Raw genomic sequence first — 21,122 nt, 5'->3', positions numbered from 1 at the left:
TTCGACGCAACTTGTGTCAACCAAATGTTTGTGGGAGAATACTTTCGGGATTAGCCGCGTCGGTGGTTCTGGTCGGTTCCCGGGGCGAACGCGGGGACGCCGATGCTGTCCGGATCATCCGCGCCCGCCGGCGCGGCGCTCCGTTTCACCCCTCGCCGCGCTCGGTGCGCCAGCGCGCCGGCGGCGCGCCCGACCAGGCCTTGAAGGCGCGGGTGAAGGCGCTCTGGTCGGCGAAGCCGAGGCGGGCGGCGGTGTCGGCGATCGTCTCGCCCTTTCTCAACAGGCTCTGCGCCGTCTCGAACTTGGCTTCGTCGGCGAGGCCCGAATAGGTCAGGCCGCGCGCCTCGAGCCGATGGACGAGCGTACGTTCGCTCACCCCGAGGGCGCGCGCCACGCTTTCGCGCGACAGGCTGGCGGCGCCGAGCTGAGCGCGCACCAGCGCCCGCGCCGCCGAGACGAAGTCCGCCGTCGCGGCGGCCAGGGCCTCGGCGTAGAGGGGCGCGAGGATGGCGGCGGTGTCGGGATCGCGCCCCAGGATCGGGGCGTCGAGCAAAGCGGCGTCGAAAACGACGCGGGCCGAGGCGGCGCCGAATTCGACCGGCGCGCCGAACAGGCGCGCGTATGGCGTGCGGTCGCGCGGCGGCTTGCAGGTCAGCCGGACCCGCAAGGGCCGCCACTCGAGACCGCGCATCGCCCGCAAGATGTTGAAGGCGATCGCCGCGCCCGCGTCGACGATCTGGTCGGCCTCGTCGATGGCGGGCGCGATCACGTGATAGCCCACCCACGCCTCGCCGCCGGAGCAGCCGAGCAGCACGACGCCGCCGGTGTCGCTGGTCTTCAAGCCTTCCGCGAGAACGCGCAAGCCCTCGCCGACCGTCGGGGCGTTGAGCGCCATCAGCCCGGTCAGCCCCGGCGCCGTCGCGCCCTGACGGGCCCCGACCATGAGGCCGAAGGTGTCGCACCCCGTCGCGGCGACGCAGGCGCGAACCAGCCGCCCCAACGCGGCGTAAGGGACGTCGAGGGCAGGGTCGGCGAAGATCGCCGGGTCGAGGCCGGCCGACCGCGCGACGGCGTCGGGATCAGCGCCCAGCGCCTCGACCACGGCGGGAACGGCGAGAAAGTTGCGCACCTTGATGGTGGCGTGCCGCGGTCGTGTCCGGCCCAGGGTGTCCACGATCCATCCGCCCGTCGCCGCCGTCCAGGAACTGCGCCATTTGCAGGCCGGCGCTGCTCTGCTTGCGCATATGGCCAAATTTTGGCGCGTGGAGTCAATGACAGCCCGGCGCCGGGCGGGTATAGCGCAGGCGTTCGGCCGGCGACGGCGCCTTTCGGCGGGCTTCTGGCGGACGACGGCGACAGCGACCAGGGAGCGCGCGATGGGGCCGCACCGCCAACCCGAGACCGCAGCCATCGCCGGAACCAACCGTCCCGCGTTCGGCCCATGACGGCGAGATCCGCCTACCATCTGTTGGCCAAGCCGGCGGGCGCCGCCTGCAACCTCGGTTGCCGCTACTGCTTCTTCCTGTCGAAGGAGAACCTCTATCCGGCGGGCGAGCGCGCGCTCATGCCCGACGACGTCCAGGAGGCCCATATCCGGCAACTGATGGAGTCGTCGTTCGGCCCCGAGATCGAGGTCGCCTGGCAGGGCGGCGAGCCGATGCTGCGCGGCCTCGACTTCTTCAGGCGGTCGGTCGCGCTCGCCGAACACTACCGCCCGCCCGGCGCGCGCGTCCTGCACACGATCCAGACCAACGGCGCGCTGATCGACGACGAATGGGCGCGATTCTTCAAGGCCAACAATTATCTCGTCGGCGTGAGCGTCGACGGCCCGCGCGACCTGCACGACGCCTATCGCGTCGACAAGCAGGGCAGGGGAAGCTTCGACGACGTGATCCGCGGCTGGAAAGCCCTGCAAAGGCGCGAGGTCGACGCCAACATCCTCTGCACCATCCACGCCGCCAACGAAGCCCATCCGCTCGAGGTCTATCGCTTCTTCCGCGACGAGATGAAGGCGCGCTACATCCAGCTCATTCCCGTGGTCGAACGGGCGACGCCCGAGACGATCGCGCTCGCCAACCGCGGCTGGGGCGGGCTCAGGGGATCGGACAGGCCGCTCTACACCCAGACGGGGAGCCTGGTCACCGACCGGTCGGTGAAGGCGGGCCGGTTCGGGCAATTCCTGATCGCCATTTTCGACGAATGGGTGAAGCGGGACGTCGGCCGCGTGTTCGTCGTGACCTTCGACGTCGCGCTCGGCAGCTGGCTCGGCCAGCACAATTCCTGCATCGTCTCGCCGACCTGCGGCGCCTCGCTCGTCATGGAGCACAACGGCGACGTCTATTCGTGCGACCACTACGTCGAGCCGGACCACCGCCTCGGCAACGTGCGGGAGACGCCGCTCGGCGCGCTGGCGCTGAGCGAAAAGCAGCGCCGCTTCGGCGACGCCAAATACGAGACGCTCCCGCAATACTGCCGCCAATGCCCGGTGCTGTTCGCCTGCTACGGCGAGTGTCCGCGCAACCGATTCGTTTCGACGCCCGACGGCGAAGGCGGGCTCAACTATCTCTGCGAGGGGTACAAGGCCTTCTTCCTGCACGTCGATAAGCCGATGCGGGCGATGGCCGACCTGGTGCGCAAGGGGCGCTACGCGGACGAGATCATGGCGACGGCGAAGGCGAAGGCTTCGGGGGGCGGAGCGAAGGCGTAACCGCGGCCGTCGGTCGCGGAGACAGAAGAAGCGGGCCCCCGCGGCATCGACTGCGGCGACCGAATCGCCCAAGGTGCCGCAGCGCCGGTTTCGATCCGGCGGGCGGCGAGGGAATGAGGATCAGGAGGCTGGGATGAACAGACGTCAGCTTTTCTTCTCGACCGCCAAGGCCGCGCTGCTCGGCGCCTTCGGCCTTCCGCTGGCCAAGCCGGCGCGCGCGCAGTCGGCGACCGCGACCGTCTTTCCCGATAGCAAGGTGCTGCCGACGCCGACGCCGCCGTTCAAGGGCTTCATCCAGCCGAACCTGATCGACAGCGCGCCGGCCTGGCCGCCGGCGATCACGCCGCCCGAAGGCGCGCCGAACGTGCTGCTCATTCTCATCGACGACGCGGGCTTCGGCTCGAACTCCGCCTTCGGCGGCGTGGTTCCGACGCCGACGCTCGACAAGCTCGCCAAAGCCGGCCTGCGCTACACCCAGATGCACAACACCGCGCTCTGCTCGCCCACGCGCGCGGCGCTGCTCACCGGCCGCAACCATCATCGCGTCGGCTACGGCATGGTGGCCGAGGGAGCGACCGGCTATCCCGGCTACAACTCGATCACCGGCCCCGAGAACGCGCACGGCGCCAAGGCGCTCAAGCAGAACGGCTACGCCACCGCCTGGTTCGGCAAGAACCACAACGTCCCCGTCTGGGAGGCGAGCCCGCAGGGGCCCTTCACTCACTTCCCCGTCGGCGAGGGCTACGACTATTTCTACGGCTTCGTCGGCGGAGACACGAGCCAGTGGCAGCCCGGCAACCTGTTCCGCAACACCACCCCGATCCATCCCTACATGGACAAGCCGGGCTGGAACCTCAACACGGCGATGGCGGACGAGTGCATCGACTACATCAGCACGCAGACGGCGACCGACCCGAAGCGCCCCTGGTTCATCCATTACGCGCCGGGCGCGACGCACGCGCCGCACCATCCCACGCCCGAGTGGATCGAGACGATCAGCGCGATGCATCTCTTCGACGCCGGCTGGAACGCCGTCGCCGAGCGGATATTTGACAACCAGAAGAAACTCGGCGTCATTCCGGCGAACGCCAAGCTTCCGCCGTGGCCGGACTTCCTGCCGAAATGGGACGGGCTGAACGCCGACGAGAAAAAGCTCTATCTGCGCCAGATCGACGTCTGGGCGGCCTACATGGCCTATACCGACCACGAAATCGGCCGCATCGTCGCGACGCTCGAGCGGCTCGGCCAGTTCGACAACACCCTGATCATGTGGGTCTGCGGCGACAACGGCATGAGCGCCGAAGGCTCGATGCACGGCACGCCGAACGAGGTCGCCTATTTCAACGGCTTCGCCTTCGCCGTCGAGCAGATGCTGCCCATGATCCCGGCCTGGGGCAGCGACAAGACTTATCCGCATTTCGCGGCGCCGTGGGCGTTCGCGATGGACACGCCCTACCGGTGGACGAAGCAGGTCGCCTCGCATTTCGGCGGCACCCGCACCGGCATGGTGGTGACGTGGCCGAAGCGAATCAAGGACGCGGGCGGAATCCGCCACCAGTTCCATCACGTCATCGACGTCGTCCCGACGATCTTCGACGCGGTCGGCGTCCCGCAGCCGACCATGGTCGACGGGATCGCCCAGACCCCGTGGGACGGGGTGAGCATGGTCTACAGCTGGGACCGGACGAACGCCGACGCGCCCTCGGCCCGCACGACGCAGTATTTCGAAATTCTCGGCAACCGCGCCATCTATCACGAGGGCTGGATGGCCAACACCATTCCCGCGGTCTACCCCTGGGAGGGGATCGCGGGGGCGCCGCCGGTGGACGTGCTGAACGGCTTCAAGTGGGAGCTGTTCAACCTGAAGGACGACCCGACCCAGACCAACGATCTGGCCGGCCAGGAGCCCGAGCGCCTGAAGCGCCTGCAGGAGCTCTGGATGATCGAGGCGGTGCGCAACAACGTGCTGCCGCTGAACGCCTCGCAGATTGCGATCCTGACGGTGCAGCGACCCGGCCCGGCCTCGGGACGGTCGCGGTTCGAGTATACGGCGCAGAACCCCTCGAATCAGTTCGCCGTCGCGCCCTCGATCCTCAACCGCCCGTACACGATCACCGCCGAGTTCGAGGTCCCGCAGGGGGGCGCGAACGGCGTTCTGGTGACCCAGGGCGGCCGGTTCTCGGGCTACGGGCTTTATCTCAAGGACGGCAAGCCCACCTTCACCATGAATCTGCTCGACCTCGCGCGGCCGAAGTGGCAGAGCGACCTGCCGCTTCAGCCGGGAAAGCACACCATCGCCTTCGAGTGGAAACCGGAGCCGACCGGCGCGCCGATCGGGCGCGGCGGCGCGGGCACGCTGTCGGTGGATGGCGGCCCCGTGGCGACGAAGTCCCTGCCGCACACCCAGCCGATCCTCTGGGCCTGGGACGAGACGTTCGACGTCGGCATCGACACCGGCACGCCCGTGGACGATGCGGACTATCAGGTTCCGTTCCCGTTCACCGGCAAGCTCGACAAGATCACCTTCGATCTCGGCGACACACTGATGTCGCCGGAGGCGATCAAGGCGATGGTGGAGGAACTGGCGAAGAAGCGCGACCGCTGATTTGCAATGCGCATTCCGACATGTTGAAAAGGAAACCGTCATGACCAGGACCATGCTGTTCGGCTTTGTCGCCGCCCTGTCGATCGCCGGCGTCGCGAACGTCGAGACCCTGTCTTTCGGCGCCGGGCCCGCCAACGCCGTCGTCTATTGCAAGACGGCCGGAGTCCCCCGGGGCTGCGTCGCCCGACCCGTCGCGGCCCGGCCGGTCGTCTACTGCAAGCGCGTCGGCGTGCCGAGAGGCTGCGTGGTGCGGTAACGCGCCGAGCCTGACGGGACGTCCGTCCAAACGGACGCGTCGCCCTTCGAACGGCGCCGCGCCCGCGACCCGATCATCGTTCAAAACAAGGAGCCAGGTATGAAAAAAGCAATTCTGATCTCGACCGTCGCCGTCCTGATGTCGTTCGGCGCGGCGAAAGCCAATCCGGTCGATCTGTCCGCCTATGTCGACGCCAACGGCTTCATCGACGTGACGGCGCTGATGTGCGGCCAGCTCGCCAACACCTATCAGGAAGACGCCAACGCGCTGATGTCCTGGTACAGCGGCTGGTACAACGGCCTCTCGCACCACCATTTCCTGGACTACAAGAAGGGCCGCGAGACCGAGCACCTGGTGATCGAATATTGCAAGGCGCATCCGGACCAGAAGATCATCCACGCCATGGGGATCGTGCTCCACGAAGAGCGCGCCGAAGGCATGATGCAGGAAAAGTGAGGCGCGCCGCCATGAAAGCGATATTCCTGCGTGCGGCGCTCGGCGCCGCCGCGTTCGCCGCGGTGTCGGGCGTGAGCCCGGCGTTTGCGCAGCAGACCGTGACCTTCCTGTGCAACGCGCCGGCCGGCCACGTGTGCCAGTTCCAGATCAACACCGCGTCCGGGCCGATCAACTTCCCGTTGCCCTCGGGCCAGCGGACGGAAATTGCGAACATCAGGCCGCACGCCGACACCTATTGCGTCTGCGATCCCGGCCCGGTGACGGCGGACTGCAAAGCGCCGAGACTCGATCACTGGTGCCTGGGCTCCTGGCTGGCGGTCGATCCGGGGCTCAATTCCCAGAACGACATCGCCAACGACCGCTTCGCCGCGGGTCGAGAGGGGCCGGCGGCCCTTCGCCGGACGGCGGACGAACAGGACTGAGCCGCAACGAGAGGCGGGATCCGCAGTTTCCCGCCTCTCGCTTTTTTGCAACACCGACGGCGCGACGCGTCGTCGCAGGGCCGATGGTCGCCGTCGCGCCCGACGAATCCACGAACCTCGCGGCTTCGTCGCCGCCCGGCGACGGTCCGCCACGAATGGAGCCATGCCACACATGACGCTGAGAGTGACAATCGGATTGAGCGCGGCGCTTCTGGCGCTGGCGCCCGCCGTGTTCGCGCAGAACGCCCCTGCGCCGGCTCCGGCTGCGCCCGCCGCTTCGGCGCAGCCCGCGCCAACGGCGCCGGCGCTCGAGCCGAAAGCCATGGAGATCCTGAAAGCGGCGAGCCAGACCCTCGCCGCGGCGCGGACGATGGCCTTCACCGCCGTCAGCACCTACGAGCGCGCGGCGCTGAACGGCCAGCCGCTCTACTACAGCTCCATCCACGAGGTGCTGCTCGAGCGCCCGAACCGGCTCAGGGTCGTCACCCCCGGCGACGGCACGCCGGACGAGTTCTATTACGATGGCCGGACCATGATGGCCTACGTGCCCTCGAAGAACGTGGTCGCGGTCGCCGACGCGCCGCCGACCGTCGACGCGCTGCTCGACCACGCCTGGGAAAAGGCCGCGATCTATTTCCCCTTCGCCGACGTGCTCGCCTCCGATCCGGCGGCGGAACTGTCGAAGACGCTGAAGTCGGCGTTCTACGTCGGCCGCTCGATCGCGGTCGGCGGCGTCGAAACCGACATGATCGCGCTCGCCGGCGACGAGGTCGCGGCGGAGGTGTGGATCGGCGTCGCCGATCGCCTGCCGCGCCAGGTGCGGGCGGTCTACGCCAGCGAGCCGGCGCACGCGCGCTACCAGACCGTGTTTTCCGACTGGCGGCTCAATCTTCCGGTCTCGCCGGCGGAGTTCGCCAATCCGAAGGCGCTCGCCGCCCAGCGCATCGAGTTCGCCCCGCCCGGCGACGCGGCGCCGCCGCCCGAGGTCGATCAGCCGCCGGCGGGGAAGAAGCCGTGAGCCCGGTTCGTTCAGGAGGACTTGCGATGAAAACTGTGATGCTCGCGGCGACGGCCGCGCTCGCGGTCGCGACCGCGACCGGACCCGCCGACGCCTGGATGCGCGGCGGCGGCGGCTTCGGCGGCGGCTGGGGCCATACCGCCGGCGGCGGGGTCTATCACGCGGGCGACGCCGGCGGATTCGCCCACGCGACCGAAGTCGGCCCGGGCGGCGTCGCGCACGAGAGCGACGCCGGCGGCGCCTGGCACGGAACCGCGGCCAACGGCTACGGCGCCTACCACGGCAGCGATTACGGCGGCTATTACCATGGAACCACCGCCAACGCGTACGGCGCCTATCACACCGGCGCCTATGGCGCGTACTATCATCAGCCGGTGGTGGTGAACTCCTACGGCGCCGGCTGCTACAACTGCGGCTATGGCGGCTGGGGCGCGGCGGCGGCGGGCGTCGCGGTCGGCGCGGCGGCGGTGGGAACGGCGGCGGCGGTCGCCGCGGCCTCGGCCTGGCCGGTCGGGATGTCGGTCGGCTACCTGCCGGCGGGCTGCGTCCTGGTCGGCCCCTCCTACCGGTGCCCGTCGGGCTGGCTGACGCCAGTCTACGGCGCGAACGGCCTCTACTACCGGGTCGTGCCGACGCCGTGAGCGGGGCGGGCGCGACAGCGCCCGGCGCGGGGCGATCCGGCCTCGCGCCCGTTCACAAGCAGTTCACGGAGCCTCGGATAGAGAAACGTCAATGAGGCGCGGCGCCGCAGTCTCGACGGACAGCGCGAACCCGGCTCCTCGGGAGGGGTTTGACATGAAAGCATGGATTTCCATCGTCGCGCTCGCAGCGGGGCTGTCGTTCGGGGCGGCCTCCGCAGAGGCCGCGCCCTCCGTCGCCAAGGCCTGCGCCAAGGACATCAAGTCGGTATGCGCCGACGTGAAGTCCGGCGGCGGCAAGCTCAAGGCCTGCGTCAAGGAGCACTATTCGGAGTTGTCGACCGAGTGTCAGATCGCGATCGTCAAGGTCGCGGCGGTCGGGCGCGCCTGCAAGGCGGACGCCAAGAAGCTGTGCTCGGACCTCAAGCCCGGCAAGAACCGCGTCGCCGAGTGCCTGCAGTCGCACACTGCCGACCTCAGCGACGGCTGCAAGGATGCGTTGACGAAGGCGGAAGCGGGAAGCCGGTAGCGTATCCCGGGCGTGTGGCGTCGCCGCTCCGGCTTTCGGCGCGCGTGTTTGAACCTGGAACTCATGGAGTTGAAATCGTGAAGACAATCGCTGTCGCCGCCCTGATGGTCGGCATGCTCGTGGGTTCGGTCGGCGAGTCCGGGGCGGTGGTGTGCGCCGCCGGCGTGTATCGGGCGGGCTGCGCCGGCCCGCGCGGCGCGGTCGTGACCCACCGCGCGCCGGTCGCACGCTGCTACTGGCGCGCCGGCCGCCGCGTCTGCGTTCGCTAGAGCCCGACCGGCCGCCCGCTGCGGCCGCCGGCAAAGTCGACCGGCCGGCGGAGAGGCGATCCCTCTCGCCGGCCGGCGCCGTCTTGGCTCCTGCGCGCCCCGGCGCTCAGAAACTGTACTTCACGCCGGCGAACGGCCCGTACATCCACTGCTGGTAGCGGAAGCTCCTGGGCTCGAACGTGATCGGGTCGTAGCCGGTGTTCTGCTTCTCGTAGTTGTACATGACGCGATAGCCGAGCGTGGTCGACCAGGTCTTGGTCCAGTTGTAGCCGACGGAAGCGAGCGCCTGTCCGGTCGCGCTGTCGCTCCAACCGCCGATGTCGGCGAGCAGGTTCATGAACCAGCGGTCGTCGAAACGGTATTGGCCCGCCAGGCCCGCCACCGGATTGACCCAGCTCTTGTTGGCGGTCGTGTTCAAGTTGAAGTTGAGCGGCGTGCTCAGCGTGAGCTTGGTTCCACTGAACATGTAGCGGGCGCCGACTGTCGCATAGAGCTCGAGATTGGGCGGCCCGACGGGGATGCGAACGCCGCCGAACGCGGTCGCGAACGCCTCCGTGAGGGTGAGGTCCGTGCCGAGGGCGCCGCCGGGAAGGCGCGACACCTGGACCGTCCCCGCGCCGCCGACCCTCGACCAGATCCCGTCGAGGCCGACGATATACGTGCCGTTGCGCGCCACGACCGCGCCCATCAGGCCGCCCTGGAAGTGTTCGATCACTTTGCCGAACGAGGCGTAGTAGGGCAGGGTCGGCTGTGATCCGAAACCGGCGGAGCCGGCGAGGCTGGTCGCCCAACCGTAGCCGGTCAATTCGACGCGCCAGGGCGAGGCCTGAACGACCGGGACGGGGGGCGGCGGCTCCTTCCGCGTCGGCAGGTCCGCCGCCGCCGATGCGGTCGCCGCCGCAGCCAGTGCGCAGACCATCAGCGTCGTGTTGAGCAAGCGTGTCATGCGCACCCTCCGTGGCGCCGCCACCGCGCGCCGATCACCCGGAATCGATAACGTTACCAGGCCACCGGAGCAAGGACGGCTCCCACTCGCGATCGGCGTTTTACCCATCCGGCGGTCGATCATAGCGGCGATGTGGCCGTCGAGACACATGGACGCCCGAGATCCTTCGCCCGCGCCGGAGACCGGCGCCGCCCTGCGGACGCGGAGTCCGCGAACCTTGCCGGCGGCTATCGACAAGCCGAGCATAGACCGGATAATAAAGGACGATGCTTGCGGCCGTGTCGACACGAGGCTGCGTGGATCGGAGCGGCGATGCAGACCCCCTATCGACATCGCACGCACGTCGCCGCCCTGGCGCTGGCGCTCGGGTTCGCGGCGGTCTCGCCGGCGCTGGCGCAATTCTTCGCCCCCGGCGGGTTTCCCGTGATCGCCGTTCCGCCGCCGGCGCAGAACCTCGTCATGCCGAGAAAGCCGAAGCCCGCGCCGCCCCCGGTTTCGCCGCCGCCGACCGACCCGTTATCTCAGCCGCAGATCGTCTGCACCTATCATGGCCAGACCCGGGTCTGCCAGTAGGCCGGCTCGTCGGCTTCAGCGAATCGGCGGCGCGTACTGAATGCCGCCGTTGTCCCACAATTCGTTCAGGCCGCGCGGGATGCCGAGTAGGGTGTGCGCGCCGACGTTGCGGTCGAAAATCTCGCCGTAATTGCCGACCGAGCGCACCGCGTTGGCGGCCCAGGCGTTCGACAGCCCCAGCCCCTTGCCGAAGTCGCCGTCCGTTCCGACGAGACGCTTCACCGCCGGCTTCTGCGATTGCAGGGCTTCGTCGATCGTCTTCGACGAGACGCCCATCTCCTCGGCGTTGAGCAAGGCGAAGTTCATCCACTTGACGAGGTTGAGCCACTGCATGTCGTCCTGGCGCACCACCGGCCCGAGCGGCTCCTTGGAGATCACGTCCGGCAGGATCGCATGCTCGCCCGGCTTGGGAAACTGCGAGCGCAGCGCGAACAGCTGCGACTCGTCGGTCGTCAGCACGGTGCACTTGCCCGACAGATAGTTTCCGACCAGGTCGGCGACCGTGTCGCCCTCGACGATCTCGTAGGTGACGTGGTTGGCCTCGAAGAAATCCTTCACGTTCGGAATCGAGGTCGTGCCCTTCTGGACGCACACCTTGGCGCCGTCCAGCTCGAGCGCCGAGGTCGCTTTGGCCGCCTTCGGCGTCATGAAGGCCTGTCCGTCGTAATAGGTGACGCCGGCGAAGACGACGTTGGAATCCTCCTCGCGGCCGAGCGTCCAGGTCGAGTTGCGCGACAGCACGTCGATCTTCTTGTCTTTCAGCGCGTCGAAGCGCTCGGCGGCCGTCAGCGGCACGAACTCGACCTTCGACGGGTCGTTGAAGATCGCGGCGGCGAGGGCGCGGCAGAAGTCGACGTCGAAACCCGACCACTCGCCCTTGTCGTCCTTGATCGAGAAACCGGCGATGCCCTGGCTCACGCCGCAGACGAGCTTGCCGCGATCCTGGACGGTCTTCAGGGTCTGCGCGTCGGCCGCGCCGACGGCGAGCGCGAGGGCCGCCGCGGCGGCGAGAAGCGGTTTGATCATGCGCATGTGCCAGCCTCGAATTGTCGTTGGGCCGCCGTCAGAGCGCGACGGCCTGCTTGATGACGACCTTGGTGCCGACCGGCACCCGATCGTAGAGGTCGACGATGTCGTCGTCGACGAGCCGGAAACAGCCGGACGAGACCGCGTGGCCGATCGTCTGGGGCTGGTTCGTCCCGTGGATGCGGTACACCGTCTTGCCGAGGTACATCGCCCTGGGGCCGAGCGGGTTGCCCGGGCCGCCCGCCATGAAGCGGGGCAGATACGGCTGGCGCTCGATCATCTCCGGCGGCGGCCGCCAGTCCGGCCATTCCTGCTTGCGCGAGATCTTTTCCACGCCCTGCCACTGGAAGCCGTCGCGCCCGACGCCGATGCCGTAGCGCAAGGCGCGATTGTCGGGCTGGACCAGGTAGAGGAAGCGGTTCTTGGAGTCGATGATGATGGTTCCCGGCGCCTCGGTGGTGCGGAAGAACACCTCCTGCCGCTCGAAAGCGCCGCTGAGCTGATTCTCTTCGGGCGTCGGAACATGGCCGGGCTGTTCGCCCACGTTCATGTCGACCTGCTCCGCCATCGCGACCGCGCCGGGCAGGAACGCCGCCGCCGCGGCGATCGCCACCGCCGCCGCTCGCGTCAGGAAAGCCATTCGAACGTTCATATCCGCTCCGTGCTGGAGGTGACGGGAAAGGCGCATCACGCCTTTTTCTGACCGCAACGCTCGTAGACCGACGTACCGTAGCGTGCGGTGTTGTCGGGGTCGACGTAGGTCGAGGTGAAGGAATTGGCGTCGACGTTGCTGATGATCCGGTCATCGGCCGTTCCGGCGTCGCCGGGCGGCCCGAGATAGGTTTTGCCGTCCGGGCCCGCCTTCAGCACGAGCTCAGTCAATTCGGCCTGATCGGCGAGGTTCATCATCACGCCGCCGGTGGGGCCCTTGCTGATGACGTAGGGCTTGTTGCACTGCGCGAGCGCTTCCTTGATCGTGCGCGCGCGGTCGGCGTCGCGATGATAGGCGGCGAAGCCCCACTTGCCGACGAGCTGGTCGGCGCTGACAGCGGGGGCCGCGACGACCGGCGGGGGCGGCGGCTCGGTCGCGCATCCGGCGATCAGCGCGGCGGCGAGACCTCCGAGCGCCAGCGCTGCGGTGCGAAATGCGTATGCCATCGGCGCCCCCACTTTCATCGGGTCGGGCTGATCTATGAGCGGCGAATCGTCACGGGCAGCCTCTATCCACAGCGTCCCTAGCAAACGGACTTTCACCGGTCAATCGGATGGAACGGCGAGCGTTTTCGCGCCCGCGGGTCGAGCGCGCTTGTCGAGGCGGCGCCCGACGCCTTAAGGGGAGGCGGCCGCGAGTCCCGGGAGCGCGGGCCGGCCGCAGGAAGAGAAGGGAACCTCATGCTGTCCGCCGCCGAGAGAGACAAACGTCAGGCCGTCATCGACGCCTGCCGCTCGATGAACACGCTCGGGATCAATCAGGGCACGTCGGGAAACATCAGCGTCCGGGACGGCGACGGGTTTCTCGTCACGCCGACCAGCATGCCCTACGACGAGATGCAGCCGGAGGACCTCGTCCGCATGGGCTTCGACGCCACGGTGGTCGGCAATGGGCGGCCGTCGACCGAATGGCGATTCCATCTCGACATTCTGCGCGCGCGCCCCGAGGTGAACGCGATTGTCCACGCCCATCCGATCTACAGCACCACGCTCGCGATCCTCGAGCGCAGCATTCCGCCGCTGCACTACATGATCTGCGCCGCCGGCGGCGACACCATCCGCTGCGCGCCTTACGCCACCTTCGGCACGCAGGCGTTGTCCGACAACGCGCTCGCGGCGCTGCAGGACCGGAGCGCGTGTCTGCTCGCCCATCACGGCATGATCGCTGTCGGCGGCAGCCTCAAGAGCGCGATGTGGCTCGCCGTCGAGGTCGAGACCCTCGCGCGCCAGTACCTGAATTGCTTGCAGCTCGGGCGCGAGCCGCCGCTGCTCACCTCCGAGGAGGTCGCCAACGTGGCCGCGCGGATCGCCGATTACGGCCTCTATTCCGCGCCGAGGTGAAGGGGCCCGCGGGCGACTTGGCCGGGCGCTTACGCGCACTTCGTTTCCGGAGAGAGGCCGGGCGCGGCGTCGTCGAGCTCGAGGCGGTATGGCGCCATGATTACCGATTGCGGCCGACGCTGGCATTCGACCATGGCGAAGCGGATCGCCTCGGTCTGGGTGACGAACAGCCCGCCACACATATTCAGTGCGTCGCGGACAACCCAATGCCCGTAGCTGTCTTGTCCGATGAACAAACACGCGGCGGGGGTGGTCGCCGGTTGGACATTTTGTTGCCGGATCATAAGCAGGTCCACTGTGCGGAAAACGGCCTGCCGCCGCCTCTCGGGCGTGCGGCGGCGATCGCCGTCGGGAGGAGGCGAGCTTTCGAGATCGTCGCAATCCGTCTCAGGCGGGAACGCCGACGATGATTTGAGCGACAAGGCCGAAGCCGAGCGCAATCGCAAGCAAAAGGCCGAGGCGCGCCAACAATTCTGTCGGCGCTGGCGGGGCGTGCTCGTTCTCGGCGGCAAATTCGGCGCGGCGGGACGTTGAGATCCGAAAGTCGATTTGCCGGGCGGCGCGCATGCGAGCGAACTCCAGGGTGGTCGTCGGGTCCACCTTGAACGCTCGCGCATAAGCGTTCGATCGGGAATCGCGCCGCCGAACGTAAGGGGCTTGCAAGCGCCGCGGAGGGACGCCGCCGCTCTGAATTCAGCGAAACGGGTCGTCCGTTTCGAGATAGTCGCGTACGTATTTGCCCAGGCCCTCTTCGAGGACGGTCGACGGTTTGTCGAAGCCGGCGCCGCGCAGTTTATCCATCGTTGCGCAGGTGTAATACTGATACTTGTCCTGCAGGTTCGGCGGCAGATCGATGTATTCGACGTGCGGCTCCACCCCCATCGCCTCGAACAGGATGGTCGCGACATCGAGGAACGAGCGCGCCGCGCCCGAGCCGATGTTGTAGAGGCCGGACGGCCTGGACGGATCGAGCAGCGCCCACATGGTTGCGTCGACGCAGTCGCCGATCCACACGAAGTCGCGCAACTGGCCGCCGTCGGCATAGTCGGGGCTTTCCGAGCGAAACAGCCGGGCGCGGCCGGACTGGCGGATCTGGGCGTGCAACTGGACCGCGACCGAGCGCTGGCCGCCCTTGTGGTACTCGTTGGGCCCGTAGACATTGAAGAACTTGAGGCCGGCCCAGCGTTGCGGAGCGGCGGCGCCGGTCTCGACCGCCCGCGACACCCAGCGGTCGAACAGGTGCTTGCTCCAGGCGTACGGGCTCATCGGCCTCAGCCGCGACAGATAGTCCGCGTCGGACCGATCCTCGAAGCCGCATCGGCCATCCCCGTAAGTGGCGGCGGACGAAGCGTAGACGAACGGAATGTCCTTCTCCGCGCAATGCCTCCAGAGGTCGATCGAAAGCCGGAGGTTGCTCTTGATGACCGCATCGACGTCGGTCTCGGTGGTGGTCGAGACCCCGCCCATGTGCACCACGCCCTCCACCGGTCGGGAAGGATGGGCGAGAAACTCCGCCAGCGCGTTCGGCGTTATGATATCGTACAATTGGCGCTTCGCGATGTTGCGCCACTTGGCTGATCCGGAACCGAAACGGTCGCAGATGACGACGTCGACGTTGGCCGCTTCAAGCGCGGCAGCGATGTTGGAGCCAATGAATCCGGCGCCGCCGGTGATAATATACATCAGGTCATCCTCACATGCCGTGACGCCCCTTTCGAGCGGGATGTCGGCAACCCCTGTCGCGCGGTGCACCAACCAGCGCGCGCGCTTTTACGCGTGTGAGCATAAATTCGAACTTCCACGCCGACGCAAGCTTCCTCTGCTTCCGTGCCGGAATGTTCCCGCTTTTTTGTCGGGGTGTTGCCGGTTGCGCGCTTGAAACCCCCGGGGAGCGGCGCCATCGAAGTCGGCGGTCATGCCTCCGGGGCAAAGCAGAGATGCAGACCGCGCCGCATCCCCGGCCCCCGAATCGGCGCCGAGGCGACGCCGGCGATCATGAGCGCCGAACGCGCCGACCTAGCCGGCATTATGCATGGGCGCGCGGCCAGCCTATCCGCGACCCGAAGCCGCGTTTCGATCGCACGCAACGCCAAAACGCCGCCGTCCGACGACAGGAAGCCGCCGTCAACTTTGACCACGACCGATTTGCCGGAAGCCGATGACAATCCGGGCAGCGGCAGCATAGGATCGCTCATGGCGGGGGCAACGCGTCTGAAAACGCGATGAATCGGCTTCGATAACCAGATTCCACGCAAAATCAGCCGCTTAAGCTACTCCCGCAACCCGAGGGCGTATAATCAGGGCTAGCCCATGGAGTTGATCGAACCGCCGCATATCGTGCATCGGCTGCGCGCCGTAACCGTTGGAATCCGGGTCGTCACTCCGTTTCGCGGCATGCTGGCGGTTCGAGACGGACTGATGCGGGAAATCCGATCCTGGCTTGACCATCATCAGGTCGACTCTGGACCGTTGTTCATGCGCCTTCACGTCGTCGACATGACGGGCGACATGGATCTCGAAGTCGGCGCGATCGCCGACGGCGATCCACGCGACAGCCGGCTCCGTCGCGGCGAGTTGCCGGCCGGACGCTATGCGACGCTGACCTATGTCGATCATGCCTATCGCGCCAACGCCCATCTCATCGATTGGGCAAGAAGCTCGGGCATTGCCTTCGACCAGCAAGCGACGGCCGCCGGCGACGCCTTCACCTGCCGCTACGAAGCGTATCTGAGCGACGAACGGCAGGAGAAACGCAAAACGCGATGGCGTGTTCAGCTGAACTTCAAGCTCGCGGACTGACAACGCGACGAATCGGCTTCGATAACCAGAGTCTACGCAAAATCAGCCGCTTGAGCTACTCCCGCCAACCCGAGGCGCATAATCGGGGCTAGCCGGCGCGGGCGAAAGCCTGCGCCCGCGCGATCAGGTCGTCTCCCGGACGAATCCCGGTGTACAACACGAATTGCTCGACCGCCTGCAGCGTCATGACCTCGCCGCCGTCGATCACCGCTTTGCCGAGCGACCGCGCGAGGCGGACGAGCGGCGTCTCGACCGGCCGCGCGACGACGTCGAACACCGTCGACGCCGCCTCGACGACATCGCGCGGGAAGGCGAGGGCGTCGGCCTCCTGGCCGCCCGCCATGCCGATCGGCGTGACGTTGACGACGAGGCGCGGCCGGAGACCGCCGAGGCTCGCGCGCCAGTCGGCGCCGGCGGTCGCGGCCACAGCCCTGCCGGCGGCTTCGTTGCGCGCCACGATCGTCCCGTCGCGGAAGCCCGCGTCGCGCAGCGCGGTCGCAACCGTCTTGGCCATGCCGCCGCTTCCGAGCAGCGCATAGGGCGCGTCGCGAGGAACCAGGCGCAAGTCGAGCAGGAGGCGCACGGCCCGATAGTCGGTATTGTGGGCGCGCAAGACGCCGTCGTCGTTGACGATGGTGTTGACCGACCGGGTCGCGGCGGCTGACGGGGTCAATTCGTCGACCAGCGGGATCACGGCTTCCTTGAACGGCATGGAAATCCCGCAGCCGCGAATCCCGAGCGCCCGGACGCCGCCGATGGCGGCGGCGAGGTCCCGGGTCGAGAAGGCCTTGTAGACGGCGTTGAGGCCGAGTTCGCGGTAGAGAAAATTGTGGAAGCGCGTGCCGGTGTCGCCGGGCCGCCCCGACAGCGACATGCACAGCACGGTGTTGCGGTCGATGTCGGTGCGCACGGGCGCCTCGTTCGCGGGGAGCGCGGAAACCGTGAGCCTACATGCGGAAAGCCGCGTCATCCAGCCCGCGCGCGACCATAGCGGACCCGCAGGCGTCGTGGTCCGCTGAGGAGAGGTCTTCGGGCGAAGCGGAGACCGCGACCGAGGGCGAGGCGTTGCGAATCGGCTCGCGCGCCTGGCGACGGACCAGGGGCGTCCGCCGCCGATGTCGCCCGCACCGGCCGGATCGAACCCGCCGAAAGCCGGCCGGGACGCTGGCGGCGCCCCCGGCAGGCCCAGGTTGGTCCGCGCCCTCGCCGCGCCCGGCCGAGAGCGCCGAACGCAGGCCGGGCGCCAGACGCCGGCGCGGCCCTTGAAGCCTACTTGCCGGCCTCGAGACTTTTCGCGATCTCGAGGTGTTTTTCCAAAGTCGGAAGGGATTGCGCGGCGAGTTGCTGGACGGCGCCGGCGCCGTCGGCGGATTCCTGCCGGAATTCGGCGATGTCCTTTTCGTGGTCGGCCACCATGTAGCGGACGAATTCCTTGTCGAAGTCCGCGCCGCTCAATCCTTCCAGCTTGCTCATCTCCTCCCGGGCTTCCGGCGGGAGCTCGTCAGGCGGCTCGATGCGGAATTTAGCCGCGACCGTCGCCGCCTGGCGCTTGTTCCTCGTATGGTCGTCGATCAGAACCTGGGCGAACGCCCTCACCTCGCCGCTGCCGCTCTTCACCTGGGCGAGTTGCCCGAGCGCGATCTCGGCGGAGTCGCCGGCGATGGCGTCGGCGACGAATTCCTTCTCCGTTTTCGCCAGCGCCGAAGCGCTCAGGGTCGAGGCGAAGGCGACAGCCGACAGCATCAAGAGGGTGCGCGACATGCGAGGCTCCTTTGGTTCGCTCGGATCGCCGTCAAACCCCTTTCTCGTCGGTTCTGTTCCATGCGTAACTGCCGGGCGGAGCGCCGTCGCTACAGGACGCGATTCCGCGGACGGCGCCGCCGGTGGCGGACCCCTGGACAACACGATGCTCGCCGTGGTCCTCCGGCGCCGGCCGCATTGCATGACCGCCGACGCATAACCTTCAACGGCGGCGTCCTGCTTTCCGCACCCCATCCGGCCTTCGGCCACCTTCCCCAGCCAGCTGGGGAAGGCAAACCCCGGCCGCGGCGCTGAATATGCGCACGCCGCAGGTCAGCGACCGCGGCTGCAAAGACGCCCCGAAATCGACCCCGTTACCGGATATTCGTGTCGGCGCCCGAAACCGGTCAGGCGAGCGGGATCACGCCCTTCTTGATGATGATGTTGCCGTATTTCGCGGTTTCGCCGGTGACGACCACCGCGAAGGCTTTCCTGGCCCGGTCGTAGAACTCGAAGCGCGGGATGAAGGCGGTCGGAGGCGTCTCGGGGTGGTGGGCCGCGATGACCGCACGGTAGCCGTCGACGACCGACTGGTCGAGCGTGTCGCCCTCGACCGGCGCCATCATCACCACCGGGTGCGCGACATAGGGATCGAGCGTCCACAGCGGCAGAATTCCGTCGAGCAGCGGCGCGATCCGCACGCCGTCGGCGCGCAGCACCCGCGCGTTGCACGTATCGCCGGGAAAATGGGCGTCCGCCAGCACCAGTTCGTCGCCGTGCCCCATGCGGCTCAGCACCGCCAGAAGATCCGGCGACAGAAGGGGAGAGAGTCCGCGCAGCATTGTTCGTTCCTCCAAAGTTCAGCCGGCGCGGCAGGCCCGGTCGTACACGCTCAGCACGCGCTGGACCGCGGCGATGACGAGGTCCCGCGGCCGCGCCGCGAGCGCGCCGTCCGCGACCGCCGGCTGCAGGGCGCCGAGATACTGGCCGACGAGCGGCTCCGGGATGACGCGGTCGCCGAGGCTGGCAAACAGCCGCTCGACCGCGGCCTGCGCCTTCGGCTGGGCCCAGTAGTATCGGATCCGGTCGCTGAAGCTGAAGTGGCGCTGAAAGCGCAAGTCCTCCGCGCTGCCCTGGTAGTGCGCGCGCCAGTTCTCGGGGGCCTCGAGCATCAGCGCCTCCATGGTCGCCGGCAGGCCGTCCGCCGCCCGCGCCGGATCGAGCGCCGCGGCGATCGCGTCGAGCCCGTAGAGCGCCTCGCGCAAGGCGAAGGTGAGCCAGGGGCCGACCTTGAGAATGGCGAATCCGTCGCGCACCAGGGCGCCGAGCGCCGCAGCCGGTTGATAGTCGGTGGAATGCGCCTCGAACACGAAGCCCGGCATGAGGGCGAGCGATGCGACCAGCTCCCGCGCCTCGTCGGGCCGGTAGGCGACCACCTCGGCATTGCCGAACTCGACGCCCGGCTGGACGACGACGCCGATCGCGCGGGCGAAGGCCGCGTCGAGGCCCTTGGCCCTGAAGGCCTGGCGATGCACGTCCACCGTCCGCAAGGCCGCCTCGGGCCGGGTGACCGAAAGCGAGTCGAGCGCGTGCTGCGCCCCGCCCGGCGTCGGCACCTCGGTCCCGATCACGTAGACGGGCTCCTGGCCCTCGGGCCTGGCCGCCTCGGCGACCTCCGCCAGCGCGGCGGCGCGCTCGGCCACGACCTCGTCGGGCAAGGCGGCGCTCTCGCCGGCGCAGCCCATGCTGGCGTCGAGGTGCAGTTTGGCGAAGCCGGCGCGCGCGTAGGCCTCGATCATCGTCCGGGCGCGGCGCATCGCGTCTTCGGCCGGCAGATGCTTCCACGGGCTGGGGCCGAGGTGGTCGCCGCCGAGAATGACGCGCGCCGGGTCGAAGCCGGTCCGCGCCGCGATCGCCTCGACGAAGGCGCGGAAGTCGGCCGGCGTCATGCCGGTGTAGCCGCCGTCCTGGTTCACCTGATTGCAGGTCGCTTCGATCAAGACCCTGCGGCCGTCGCGCGCGCCCTGCAGCAGCGCCGCCTCGATGACCATGGGATGGGCGGTGCAGACCGAGGTTACGCCGAGGGCGCCGTCGGTCAGACGCTCGCCGACCAGGGAGGGCAGGGCGCGGCTCATTGCGCCGGCCTCCCGGAGCGCGCCGCGAGGAAGGCGTCGAGTTCCGCCCGGGTCGCGGCGCCCTCCATCGGCCCCTGGCGGGTGACCGCGAGGGCGCCTGCCGCCGCCGCGTAGGCGAGGCATTCGGCCGGCGGCCTGTCACGCAGCCAGCAACTGACGAAGGTCGCGCCGAAACAGTCGCCAGCGCCGGTCGGATCGACTTCCTCGACCGCGAACGCGGGTTGGACGAGCCGGGTCGCGGCGTCGTGGTAGACCGCCCCTTCGGCGCCCTTCTTGTGCACGACCGCCCGCACGCCGCCGCGCAGGATTTCCGCGACGGCCCCCTCCTCCGTTCCGGCGACGGTGAAAAGCGTCAGCTCCTCGCCGCTCGGCAGATAGAGGTCGCAGCGGCGGAACAGCGCGTCGCAAGCCTCGCTGAGGCCCGGCAGACGCAGCATTTCCGGGCGCAGGTTGGGATCGAAGGAAATGGTGCCGCCGCGCGCCTTGATCGCCTCCGCGGCCTCGAGCACGGCGGCGACGATGGCGGGCGAAAACAGCGCCGTCCCCATCACGTGGAGATGGTCGCTGCGGGCGAGCGCCGCGCGCGCCGCGGCGTCCAGTTCGATCCGGCCCGAGGCGCTCTGCTTGATGTTGTAGACGAAGGCGCGCGAACCGTCGGGCCGATAGCGCACGAAGGCGCTGCCGGTGACCGCCTCCGGGTCGATGCGGATTCCGCTCACGTCCACCCCGTCCCGGCGCAGCCGGTTCAGGTTGACGCGGCCGAAGTCGTCGTCGCCGACACAGCCGATCATGGCGGCCGGCTGGCCGAAGCGGGCGGCCTGGTCGATGAAGATCGCCGGCGCGCCGGACGGGAAGGGGCCGATCAGCGGCACCGGCTCGAGGAAGCCGTCGCCGCGATCGGTGGCCATGATCTCGACCAGGATCTCGCCGATGGTGAGGACCGACTTCATG

26 protein-coding genes are annotated in these 21,122 nt (G+C 68.5%); 12 read left to right on the top strand and 14 right to left on the bottom strand.

Annotated elements, in window-relative coordinates:
- Positions 1-145: 145 nt before the first annotated feature.
- Entirely contained in the window at positions 146-1,174 is a 1,029-nt protein-coding gene (locus DFR50_RS02690; RefSeq protein WP_170153021.1) for an AraC family transcriptional regulator, read from the bottom strand.
- Positions 1,175-1,441: 267 nt separating this feature from the next.
- On the opposite strand from DFR50_RS02690, the gene DFR50_RS02685 reads away from it, so the two are divergent.
- The 9 genes from DFR50_RS02685 (at position 1,442) to DFR50_RS02645 (ending at position 8,900) form a co-directional block, all read left to right on the top strand.
- Positions 1,442-2,707, top strand: coding sequence for an anaerobic sulfatase maturase (locus DFR50_RS02685; protein ID WP_113887644.1), 1,266 nt, complete (start codon positions 1,442-1,444; stop codon positions 2,705-2,707).
- Positions 2,708-2,840: 133 nt separating this feature from the next.
- Positions 2,841-5,312 (top strand): arylsulfatase, encoded by a 2,472-nt coding sequence (locus DFR50_RS02680; protein WP_113887643.1) that lies wholly within the window; start codon positions 2,841-2,843, stop codon positions 5,310-5,312.
- A 40-nt stretch (positions 5,313-5,352) separates the two neighbouring features.
- Positions 5,353-5,568: a hypothetical protein gene (locus DFR50_RS02675; RefSeq protein ID WP_113887642.1), complete on the top strand. Its 216-nt coding sequence runs from the start codon at positions 5,353-5,355 to the stop codon at positions 5,566-5,568.
- A gap of 99 nt (positions 5,569-5,667) precedes the next feature.
- Positions 5,668-6,024, top strand: coding sequence for an HdeA/HdeB family chaperone (locus DFR50_RS02670; RefSeq protein ID WP_113887641.1), 357 nt, complete (start codon positions 5,668-5,670; stop codon positions 6,022-6,024).
- A gap of 11 nt (positions 6,025-6,035) precedes the next feature.
- Positions 6,036-6,446 carry a hypothetical protein gene (locus tag DFR50_RS02665; RefSeq protein ID WP_113887640.1) on the top strand — a complete coding sequence of 137 codons (411 nt, stop codon included), beginning with the start codon at positions 6,036-6,038 and terminating at the stop codon, positions 6,444-6,446.
- Positions 6,447-6,618: 172 nt separating this feature from the next.
- Entirely contained in the window at positions 6,619-7,464 is an 846-nt protein-coding gene (locus DFR50_RS02660) for a DUF2092 domain-containing protein (RefSeq protein WP_170153020.1), read from the top strand.
- A gap of 26 nt (positions 7,465-7,490) precedes the next feature.
- Positions 7,491-8,105, top strand: a complete 615-nt coding sequence (locus tag DFR50_RS02655; RefSeq protein WP_113887638.1) for an RNA-binding protein — start codon at positions 7,491-7,493, stop codon at positions 8,103-8,105.
- Positions 8,106-8,259: 154 nt separating this feature from the next.
- The gene (locus tag DFR50_RS02650; protein ID WP_170153019.1) at positions 8,260-8,631 is read left to right on the top strand and encodes a cysteine rich repeat-containing protein; all 372 of its coding nucleotides are present in this window, start codon (positions 8,260-8,262) and stop codon (positions 8,629-8,631) included.
- 77 nt (positions 8,632-8,708) lie between these two features.
- Positions 8,709-8,900, top strand: coding sequence for a hypothetical protein (locus DFR50_RS02645; protein WP_113887636.1), 192 nt, complete (start codon positions 8,709-8,711; stop codon positions 8,898-8,900).
- 106 nt (positions 8,901-9,006) lie between these two features.
- Here DFR50_RS02645 and DFR50_RS02640 read toward each other — a convergent pair whose 3' ends face one another.
- Positions 9,007-9,846 (bottom strand): hypothetical protein, encoded by an 840-nt coding sequence (locus DFR50_RS02640; protein WP_113887635.1) that lies wholly within the window; start codon positions 9,844-9,846, stop codon positions 9,007-9,009.
- 312 nt (positions 9,847-10,158) lie between these two features.
- On the opposite strand from DFR50_RS02640, the gene DFR50_RS02635 reads away from it, so the two are divergent.
- Positions 10,159-10,419 carry a hypothetical protein gene (locus DFR50_RS02635; protein WP_113887634.1) on the top strand — a complete coding sequence of 87 codons (261 nt, stop codon included), beginning with the start codon at positions 10,159-10,161 and terminating at the stop codon, positions 10,417-10,419.
- 15 nt (positions 10,420-10,434) lie between these two features.
- Here the strand turns inward: DFR50_RS02635 and DFR50_RS02630 are convergent, their stop codons facing one another.
- Genes DFR50_RS02630 through DFR50_RS02620 form a run of 3 tightly spaced genes read right to left on the bottom strand, consistent with a single transcriptional unit; the run spans position 10,435 to position 12,603 of the window.
- Positions 10,435-11,451: an amino acid ABC transporter substrate-binding protein gene (locus DFR50_RS02630; RefSeq protein ID WP_113887633.1), complete on the bottom strand. Its 1,017-nt coding sequence runs from the start codon at positions 11,449-11,451 to the stop codon at positions 10,435-10,437.
- A gap of 31 nt (positions 11,452-11,482) precedes the next feature.
- Positions 11,483-12,097 (bottom strand): L,D-transpeptidase, encoded by a 615-nt coding sequence (locus DFR50_RS02625; protein ID WP_113887632.1) that lies wholly within the window; start codon positions 12,095-12,097, stop codon positions 11,483-11,485.
- 35 nt (positions 12,098-12,132) lie between these two features.
- The gene (locus DFR50_RS02620; RefSeq protein ID WP_113887631.1) at positions 12,133-12,603 is read right to left on the bottom strand and encodes a hypothetical protein; all 471 of its coding nucleotides are present in this window, start codon (positions 12,601-12,603) and stop codon (positions 12,133-12,135) included.
- 234 nt (positions 12,604-12,837) lie between these two features.
- Between DFR50_RS02620 and DFR50_RS02615 the strand changes: the two genes are divergently transcribed.
- Entirely contained in the window at positions 12,838-13,497 is a 660-nt protein-coding gene (locus tag DFR50_RS02615) for a class II aldolase/adducin family protein (RefSeq protein ID WP_113887630.1), read from the top strand.
- A 29-nt stretch (positions 13,498-13,526) separates the two neighbouring features.
- On the opposite strand, the gene DFR50_RS02610 is transcribed toward DFR50_RS02615, so the two are convergent.
- The 4 genes from DFR50_RS02610 to DFR50_RS33515 form a co-directional block, all read right to left on the bottom strand.
- Positions 13,527-13,919 carry a hypothetical protein gene (locus DFR50_RS02610; RefSeq protein ID WP_147262640.1) on the bottom strand — a complete coding sequence of 131 codons (393 nt, stop codon included), beginning with the start codon at positions 13,917-13,919 and terminating at the stop codon, positions 13,527-13,529.
- Positions 13,885-14,097, bottom strand: coding sequence for a hypothetical protein (locus tag DFR50_RS02605; RefSeq protein ID WP_113887628.1), 213 nt, complete (start codon positions 14,095-14,097; stop codon positions 13,885-13,887). Before DFR50_RS02605 ends, DFR50_RS02610 begins: the two co-directional genes overlap by 35 nt.
- Before the next feature lie 93 nt (positions 14,098-14,190).
- Positions 14,191-15,180 (bottom strand): ADP-glyceromanno-heptose 6-epimerase, encoded by a 990-nt coding sequence (gene rfaD / locus DFR50_RS02600; protein WP_113887627.1) that lies wholly within the window; start codon positions 15,178-15,180, stop codon positions 14,191-14,193.
- A gap of 230 nt (positions 15,181-15,410) precedes the next feature.
- Positions 15,411-15,680, bottom strand: a complete 270-nt coding sequence (locus tag DFR50_RS33515) for a hypothetical protein (RefSeq protein WP_113887626.1) — start codon at positions 15,678-15,680, stop codon at positions 15,411-15,413.
- Positions 15,681-15,807: 127 nt separating this feature from the next.
- On the opposite strand from DFR50_RS33515, the gene DFR50_RS02590 reads away from it, so the two are divergent.
- Positions 15,808-16,296: a GyrI-like domain-containing protein gene (locus DFR50_RS02590; protein ID WP_113887625.1), complete on the top strand. Its 489-nt coding sequence runs from the start codon at positions 15,808-15,810 to the stop codon at positions 16,294-16,296.
- 88 nt (positions 16,297-16,384) lie between these two features.
- Here the strand turns inward: DFR50_RS02590 and DFR50_RS02585 are convergent, their stop codons facing one another.
- From DFR50_RS02585 to DFR50_RS02565, 5 genes are all read right to left on the bottom strand, one after another.
- Entirely contained in the window at positions 16,385-17,206 is an 822-nt protein-coding gene (locus DFR50_RS02585; RefSeq protein WP_113887624.1) for a shikimate 5-dehydrogenase, read from the bottom strand.
- Between the two features lie 359 nt (positions 17,207-17,565).
- Positions 17,566-18,057, bottom strand: coding sequence for a DUF4142 domain-containing protein (locus tag DFR50_RS02580; protein WP_170153018.1), 492 nt, complete (start codon positions 18,055-18,057; stop codon positions 17,566-17,568).
- Between the two features lie 386 nt (positions 18,058-18,443).
- On the bottom strand, positions 18,444-18,878 hold the full coding sequence (fucU, locus tag DFR50_RS02575; RefSeq protein ID WP_113887622.1) for an L-fucose mutarotase: 435 nt from the start codon (positions 18,876-18,878) through the stop codon (positions 18,444-18,446).
- 18 nt (positions 18,879-18,896) lie between these two features.
- Positions 18,897-20,171, bottom strand: coding sequence for a D-tagatose-bisphosphate aldolase, class II, non-catalytic subunit (locus DFR50_RS02570; protein ID WP_113887621.1), 1,275 nt, complete (start codon positions 20,169-20,171; stop codon positions 18,897-18,899).
- On the bottom strand, positions 20,168-21,121 hold the full coding sequence (locus DFR50_RS02565; protein WP_113887620.1) for a tagatose kinase: 954 nt from the start codon (positions 21,119-21,121) through the stop codon (positions 20,168-20,170). The genes DFR50_RS02570 and DFR50_RS02565 overlap by 4 nt, the downstream gene beginning before the upstream one ends.
- Between the last annotated feature and the right edge of the window lies 1 nt (position 21,122).

This window comes from Roseiarcus fermentans (genome assembly GCF_003315135.1).
Classification (GTDB): Bacteria; Pseudomonadota; Alphaproteobacteria; order Rhizobiales; family Beijerinckiaceae; genus Roseiarcus; species Roseiarcus fermentans.
This window is presented reverse-complemented; position numbering and strand designations above follow the sequence as displayed.

Excerpts from the sequence above, each read along its gene's own strand:
- DFR50_RS02680 (WP_113887643.1), top strand. The coding sequence starts at position 2,841 with ATGAACAGACGTCAGCTTTTCTTCTCGACCGCCAAGGCCGCGCTGCTC.
- DFR50_RS02685 (WP_113887644.1), top strand. The coding sequence starts at position 1,442 with ATGACGGCGAGATCCGCCTACCATCTGTTGGCCAAGCCGGCGGGCGCC.
- DFR50_RS02675 (WP_113887642.1), top strand. The coding sequence starts at position 5,353 with ATGACCAGGACCATGCTGTTCGGCTTTGTCGCCGCCCTGTCGATCGCC.
- DFR50_RS02670 (WP_113887641.1), top strand. The coding sequence starts at position 5,668 with ATGAAAAAAGCAATTCTGATCTCGACCGTCGCCGTCCTGATGTCGTTC.
- DFR50_RS02620 (WP_113887631.1), bottom strand. The coding sequence starts at position 12,603 with ATGGCATACGCATTTCGCACCGCAGCGCTGGCGCTCGGAGGTCTCGCC.
- DFR50_RS02615 (WP_113887630.1), top strand. The coding sequence starts at position 12,838 with ATGCTGTCCGCCGCCGAGAGAGACAAACGTCAGGCCGTCATCGACGCC.
- DFR50_RS02665 (WP_113887640.1), top strand. The coding sequence starts at position 6,036 with ATGAAAGCGATATTCCTGCGTGCGGCGCTCGGCGCCGCCGCGTTCGCC.
- DFR50_RS02635 (WP_113887634.1), top strand. The coding sequence starts at position 10,159 with ATGCAGACCCCCTATCGACATCGCACGCACGTCGCCGCCCTGGCGCTG.
- DFR50_RS33515 (WP_113887626.1), bottom strand. The coding sequence starts at position 15,680 with ATGCTGCCGCTGCCCGGATTGTCATCGGCTTCCGGCAAATCGGTCGTG.
- fucU (WP_113887622.1), bottom strand. The coding sequence starts at position 18,878 with ATGCTGCGCGGACTCTCTCCCCTTCTGTCGCCGGATCTTCTGGCGGTG.
- rfaD (WP_113887627.1), bottom strand. The coding sequence starts at position 15,180 with ATGTATATTATCACCGGCGGCGCCGGATTCATTGGCTCCAACATCGCT.
- DFR50_RS02570 (WP_113887621.1), bottom strand. The coding sequence starts at position 20,171 with ATGAGCCGCGCCCTGCCCTCCCTGGTCGGCGAGCGTCTGACCGACGGC.
- DFR50_RS02640 (WP_113887635.1), bottom strand. The coding sequence starts at position 9,846 with ATGACACGCTTGCTCAACACGACGCTGATGGTCTGCGCACTGGCTGCG.
- DFR50_RS02650 (WP_170153019.1), top strand. The coding sequence starts at position 8,260 with ATGAAAGCATGGATTTCCATCGTCGCGCTCGCAGCGGGGCTGTCGTTC.
- DFR50_RS02630 (WP_113887633.1), bottom strand. The coding sequence starts at position 11,451 with ATGCGCATGATCAAACCGCTTCTCGCCGCCGCGGCGGCCCTCGCGCTC.
- DFR50_RS02590 (WP_113887625.1), top strand. The coding sequence starts at position 15,808 with ATGGAGTTGATCGAACCGCCGCATATCGTGCATCGGCTGCGCGCCGTA.
- DFR50_RS02565 (WP_113887620.1), bottom strand. The coding sequence starts at position 21,121 with ATGAAGTCGGTCCTCACCATCGGCGAGATCCTGGTCGAGATCATGGCC.
- DFR50_RS02625 (WP_113887632.1), bottom strand. The coding sequence starts at position 12,097 with ATGAACGTTCGAATGGCTTTCCTGACGCGAGCGGCGGCGGTGGCGATC.
- DFR50_RS02580 (WP_170153018.1), bottom strand. The coding sequence starts at position 18,057 with ATGTCGCGCACCCTCTTGATGCTGTCGGCTGTCGCCTTCGCCTCGACC.
- DFR50_RS02660 (WP_170153020.1), top strand. The coding sequence starts at position 6,619 with ATGACGCTGAGAGTGACAATCGGATTGAGCGCGGCGCTTCTGGCGCTG.
- DFR50_RS02655 (WP_113887638.1), top strand. The coding sequence starts at position 7,491 with ATGAAAACTGTGATGCTCGCGGCGACGGCCGCGCTCGCGGTCGCGACC.